Origin of the sequence: Pseudomonas sp. B13(2017) (genome assembly GCF_002113245.1) — a bacterium.
Lineage (GTDB): Bacteria > Pseudomonadota > Gammaproteobacteria > Pseudomonadales > Pseudomonadaceae > Aquipseudomonas > Aquipseudomonas putida_Z.
In genome coordinates this window covers 1-6121 of record NZ_NEJX01000044.1, presented here as the reverse complement: position 1 = coordinate 6121, position 6121 = coordinate 1, and the positions used below count along the sequence as shown (strand labels likewise).

Sequence of the window (6121 nt, the reverse complement as noted above, 5' to 3'; positions counted from 1 at the left end):
AACTCAGCAGTGAAACGATGCATCGCCGATGGTAGTGTGGGGTTTCCCCATGTGAGAGTAGGTCATCGTCAAGATTCATTTCGCAAAACCCCTATCTGCACATGCAGGTAGGGGTTTTGTCTTTGTGGTGCAAAAATTCCCGGCATACGCAGCCCCTGTGGGAGCGGCCTTGTGTCGCGAAAGGGCCGCAAAGCGGCCCCAGGATTGATGCGCAACAGTTGAAATTGCTGGGGCTGCTTTGCAGCCCTTTCGCGACACAAGGCCGCTCCCACAGGGGATCGCGCCAACTTTTAGAATTTGAGCAAGACAGTTGCTCCCACAGAGCCCCGCGTAGCTCCGAAAAGCAATCATGAAATGTGCGTCATTTATGCCTGACGAATCACAGGTCAATGCTACGCTCGCGGAAATACTCAGCACGGATACCCATCATGGAAATGAACTGGCACCAGGCTCTGCAAGAGAGCCTGAGCTGGCTGGCAATCGCCTCGTTCATCACCCTTGTCTGCTTCACGGCAGCCGCCACACTGGCCGTACGCTGTACGCGCTGGGGCAGCCAGTTCTGGCAGCTTGCCGGGCCCTATTTCAGTTTCAGGCGCAGTTGGCGGCCGTTACTGGTGTTCGCCCTGCTGCTGGTATTGACGCTATTCTCGGTGCGCCTGAACGTGCTGTTCTCGTTCTGGTACAACGGCTTCTACAGCGCCTTGCAAGGCCTTGACCAAGCCGCCTTCTGGTACCTGCTCGGCGTCTTCGCGGTATTGGCCACCATCCATGTGCTGCGTTCGCTGTTCACCTTCTATGTAAGCCAGGCGTTCAGCATCCAGTGGCGGGTCTGGCTAACCGAGCGCCTGACCCACGACTGGATGCACGGCGATGCCTACTACCGTGGCCAGTTCCTTGCCGAGCCGGTGGACAACCCTGACCAGCGTATCGAACTGGACGTCAACGCCTTTGTCAGCAACTCGGTGACCCTCGCCCTGGGCGCGGTCAGCGCGCTGGTTTCGCTGGTGGCATTCACCGGCATCCTCTGGGGGCTGTCGGCGCCGCTGGCCGTCGCTGGTGTGGAGATTCCCCGGGCGATGGTGTTTGCCGTGTACCTGTATGTCATCGTCGCCACATGGATCGCCTTCCGCCTCGGGCGACCGCTGATCCGCCTGAACTTCCTCAACGAAAAGCTCACCGCCAACTTCCGTTACGCGCTGATGCGTCTGCGCGAGAACGCCGAGAACATCGCTTTCTACCAGGGTGCGCAGGTCGAGCGGGGCACCTTGCTGGGCCGCTTTGGTGCCTTGATCGTGAATGCCTGGGCGCTGGTGTTCCGGAACCTGAAATTCAGTGGTTTCAACCTGGGCGTGAGCCAGGTAGCAGTGGTGTTCCCGTTCATTCTGCAGGCTCCGCGCTTCTTCAGCGGGGCGATCAAGCTGGGCGACGTCATGCAGACCTCCCAGGCCTTTGGCCAGGTGCAGGATTCGTTGTCGTTCTTCCGCGAGTCGTATGATGCGTTTGCCCAGTACCGGGCCACCCTCGACCGTCTGACCGGCTTCCTCGATGCCAACGAACAGGCGAGCGCTTTGCCGCGCGTCATCACCGAGGATCAGGAGCATGCCTTGGCGATCAGCCGCCTGCAGGTGCTGCGCCCGGACGGGCATGCCCTTATCGCCGACCTGAACCTTGACCTGCACGCCGGCCAGGCGCTGTTGATCAAGGGGCCGTCGGGCAGCGGCAAAACCACGCTGCTGCGTGCGCTGGCGGGCCTCTGGCCGTATGCCGAGGGTGAGGTCAGGCGCCCGCTGGGCCACCAGGCGCTGTTCCTGTCGCAGCGGCCGTACCTGCCGCTGGGTGATCTGCGCGCCGTCATCGCCTACCCGGCGGCCAGCAAGCCTGAGGACGAAACGCGGATGCAGCAGGCCTTGCGCCAGGTCAACCTGGCCCACCTGGCCGAGCGACTGGACGTCAGCTGTGACTGGTCACACATTCTCTCGGTCGGTGAGCAGCAGCGCCTGGCATTTGCCCGGGTGCTGTTCAACCGGCCGCAGGTGGTGTTTCTCGACGAGTCCACTTCGGCCATGGACGAAGGGCTCGAGCATGCCCTGTATTCACTGTTGCGCACGGAAATGCCGGGAGCGTTGCTGGTCAGTGTCGGGCACCGCAGCACACTGGCAGGTTTCCATACCCATCGGCTGGAGGTGGATGGGCATGGCGGCTGGTCGCTGCTGGAACAGCAGCCAGCGCTGGCCTAGTGCGGCTTGCCGGTGATCGGGCCTGACCTGAGCAATGCGACCCCGACCAGGGTGCTGCCGGCACACGCTGCGCCAAGCAGGAATGTCGCCTTGAAGCCGACCCCGTCCCACAGCAGCCCGGCCACCACGCTGGCCACCAGCAGCGCCACGCCGGTCAGCAGGTTGAACAGGCCGAAGGCTGTACCGCGCAGTTCGGCGGGCGCGCTGTCGGCGATCATGGCGGCAAAGATGCCTTGGCTGAAGCCCAGGTGCAGGCCCCAGGCAGCCACCCCCATGGCCAGCCCGGTCCAGCCCGGCAGCAGGGCCAGCAGCAGGTCGGCGGCGACCAGCAGCCCCAGCCCGGTCATCAGCACGCCGCGGCGGCCTACGCGGTCCGACAGCACCCCCGCGGGGTAGGCCGACAGCGAGTAGGCCAGGGCCATGAGCACCAGCACTGCCGGCGCCCACAGCGGCGCCAGGCCCATGTCCTGGGCGCGCAGCAGCAGAAACGCCTCGCTGAAGCGGGCGAGGGTGAACAGCGTGGCCAGGCCGATCAGCCGCCAGTAGGCCGGGCCCAGGCGGGCCAGCTCGTGCAGGGCCAGCGGTGAGCGCACCAGCCGGGTGGTGGCCGGCGTTTCAGGTTCGCGCACGAAGGCGATGAGGATGTACACCGCCACGAACGCCGGGAGCACCGCCACCCAGAACACCGTCTGGAAATGGCTCGCGGTCAGCCACATCAGCACGATCGCCAGCAACGGCCCAAGGAAGGCGCCCACGGTATCCAGCGTCTGGCGCAGGCCGAAGGCTGCACCACGCAGTTCTGCGGGCGTGACGTCGGCCACCAGCGCATCGCGCGGCGCCCCACGAATGCCTTTGCCTACCCGGTCGACGAAGCGTGCTGCGGTCAACCACTCCAGCCCGGAGGCCATGGGGAACACCGGCTTGGTCAACGCACCCAGGCCATAGCCCAGCACCGTGAGCAGCTTGCGCTTGCCCAGCCGGTCGCTGAGGGCACCGGAAAACACCTTGGTGATCGAGGCGGTCGCCTCGGCGATGCCTTCGATAAAGCCCACCGCCACTACCGAGGTACCAAGCACGGTGACCATGTACAGCGGCAGCAGTGCGTGAATCATTTCCGAGGAAATGTCCATGAACATCGACACGAAGCCCAGCGCCCAGACACTGCGAGGGATCTTTGACAGGGACCTGGTGGCGTTCGTGGCGTGGCTTTCTTCGTGGCTGCGCATCAGGAGGCTCGGCAGAGGGGCTACGTTCGAAACTGTAGGAGCCGTCACGCAGGATGCAAATCGGACAGGTGTATGCAAGCAACAGCGCGAATAGCCGGGTTGCGCCGGCAACGCTGCCGTGTCAGCAAAGTTCCGTTACAAACATGTAAACTTCGTAAATAAGATTTAAACTCATTTGCGAATCTCTATATTTACCATCCCTGTTGGCCACCAAACTGTGTTTGCGAGGCCGGTGGGCGAGGGCTCCCGGTTTCCGACAGGGATGTGCCGTTTCGCTCATGAATCGCAGGAGATGTACCCATGCAGTGCAAGACTTCACCCAACAGCCTGGTCCTGGCGTTCGTCGCGCTGGCGTCACCGGCCATGGTGGCCACCGCGGCCCAGGCCGAAGAACAGCGTACGGGTGAGGTGCTGGAGATGCCGGTTGCCGACAACGCGCTGGTGATTCAGGACACCCTGGTCACCGCCGAGCGCGAGGCACGCCAGGCCCTGGGTACGTCGATCATCACCGCCGAAGACATCAAGCGCCATCCGCCGGCCAATGACCTGTCAGACATCATCCGCCGCGAGCCCGGGGTCAACCTGACCGGCAACAGCGCCAGCGGCGCGCGTGGCAACAACCGGCAGATCGACCTGCGCGGCATGGGCCCGGAAAATACCCTGATCCTCATCGACGGCAAGCCATCCAGCGCACGCAATGCCGTGCGCTATGGCTGGAACGGCGACCGCGATACCCGCGGTGAAACCAACTGGGTACCGGCAGAAGCGGTCGAGCGCATCGAGATCCTGCGTGGCCCGGCGGCCGCACGTTACGGCTCCGGCGCCATGGGCGGGGTGGTCAACATCATCACCAAGCGGCCCACCGACGAACTCAAGGGCAGCGTCAGCCTGTATACCCAGCTGCCGGAAGACAGCGCCGAGGGCGCCAGCCGCCGGGCCAACTTCAACCTGGGCGGCGGCCTGACCGACAACCTCGGCTTCCGCCTGTACGGCGGCCTGGCCAAGACCGATGCCGACGACCTGGACATCAATGCCGGGCATGCCACCAGTGCGCTGGTGGCGGGTCGCGAAGGCGTACGCAACAAGGACATCAATGGCCTGCTGAGCTGGAAGCTGAACGACGAGCACCGCCTCGAGGCCAGTGCCGGCTACAGCCGCCAGGGCAATATCTTTGCCGGCGACACCATGAACAGCAACGGCGGTGGTGACGTCGAGTTCGTGTCCAGCCTGTACGGCCACGAAACCAATGTGATGCAGCGCAGTACCTACGACCTGACCCACCTGGGTGATTTCACCTGGGGTACCAGCAAGACCGTGCTGGCCTACGAGTACGTGCGCAACTGGCGCCTCAACGAGGGCCTGGCAGGCCGCACCGAAGGTGCCCCCAATGCCGAAGGCGCCGCCATGTCGCGCCTGCGCAACACGCGCCTGAGCAGCGAAGTGAACCTGCCATTCGCCATGGGCAGCACCGAACATGTGCTGACCCTGGGCGGCGAGTACCTGTACGAAGCGCTCAATGACCAGGGCTCGCTGCGCCCGCAAAGCTCGGACCCTACCGGTAACGACGGGTTGGTCGGTTTCGACCGCAGCAGCTCGAAGATGACCGCCCGCAGCTATGCGCTGTTCGTCGAGGACAACATCATTGTCGGCGACACCACCATTACCCCGGGCCTGCGTTTCGACCACCACGAAACCTTCGGCGACAACTTCAGCCCCAGCCTGAACCTGTCGCACAAGCTGACCGAAGCACTGTCGGTCAAAGGCGGTATCGCGCGCGCCTACAAGACCCCGAACCTGTACCAGTCCAACCCCAACTACCTGCTGTACAGCCGCGGCAATGGTTGCAGCGTGCAGCAGACCAACAACGGTGGCTGCTACCTGCAGGGCAACGCCGACCTCAAGCCCGAGATCAGCGTCAACAAGGAAATCGGCCTGATGTACGACCGTGGTACCTGGCGCACCAGTGCCACGTACTTTCGCAACGACTACAAGAACAAGATCGTCGGTGATACCGATGTGTTGTACACCATCGGCACCGGCAGCCGCGTGACCCAGTGGGACAACGCCGGCAAGGCGCGGGTGGAAGGTATCGAAGGCAACCTGTTCATCGAGCTGACCCCGGCCCTGGACTGGAACACCAACCTGACCTGGATGCTCGACAACGACAACCGCGAGACCGGCGAGCCGCTGTCGGTGATCCCGGAATACACCGTCAACACCACCCTTGACTGGCGCGCCACCGAGAAGCTGTCGTTCCAGGTGGCGGGTACCTACTTCGGCAAGCAGAAGTCGCCGACCTTCAACGAACGCACCCAGCAAGGCTACGACAAGACCGCGCAACAGGACGTGGAAGCCTACGGCCTGGTGGACGTGAGCGCTGGTTACAAGTTCAACGCCAACTACGACGTGCGGGTGGGGGTAAACAACGTGTTCGACAAGCAGATCCTGCGTGGCGGCAACGCCAGTACTTCGGGCGCCAATACCTATAACCAGCCGGGCAGGGCGGTGTTCGCTGCGCTGAACATCAACTTCTGATCCAGGGGCCGCTGCGCGGCCCATTCGCCGGCAAGCCAGCTCCCACAGGTACAGCGTTGCTCTCGAGGTTGTCGCTGTACCTGTGGGAGCGGCCTTGTGTCGCGAAAGGGCCGCAACGCGGCC

Annotated in this window: 3 protein-coding genes; 2 read left to right on the top strand and 1 reads right to left on the bottom strand. The window is 63.6% G+C overall.

The annotated features are described in order from the left end of the window. Nucleotides 1-428: 428 nt before the first annotated feature. Nucleotides 429-2237 (top strand): ABC transporter ATP-binding protein/permease, encoded by a 1809-nt coding sequence (locus CAG44_RS27280; protein WP_084785124.1) that lies wholly within the window; start codon nt 429-431, stop codon nt 2235-2237. Here CAG44_RS27280 and CAG44_RS27275 read toward each other — a convergent pair. Further along, a complete protein-coding gene (locus CAG44_RS27275; protein ID WP_085693496.1) occupies nt 2234-3463 on the bottom strand; it encodes an MFS transporter in 1230 nt (409 codons plus the stop codon). The two genes, CAG44_RS27280 and CAG44_RS27275, sit on opposite strands and share 4 nt — an antisense overlap. 300 nt (nt 3464-3763) lie before the next feature. Here CAG44_RS27275 and CAG44_RS27270 point away from each other — a divergent pair, with 300 nt between their 5' ends. After that, nucleotides 3764-5998: a TonB-dependent siderophore receptor gene (locus tag CAG44_RS27270; RefSeq protein WP_085693494.1), complete on the top strand. Its 2235-nt coding sequence runs from the start codon at nt 3764-3766 to the stop codon at nt 5996-5998. The last annotated feature ends 123 nt before the right edge of the window (nt 5999-6121 follow it).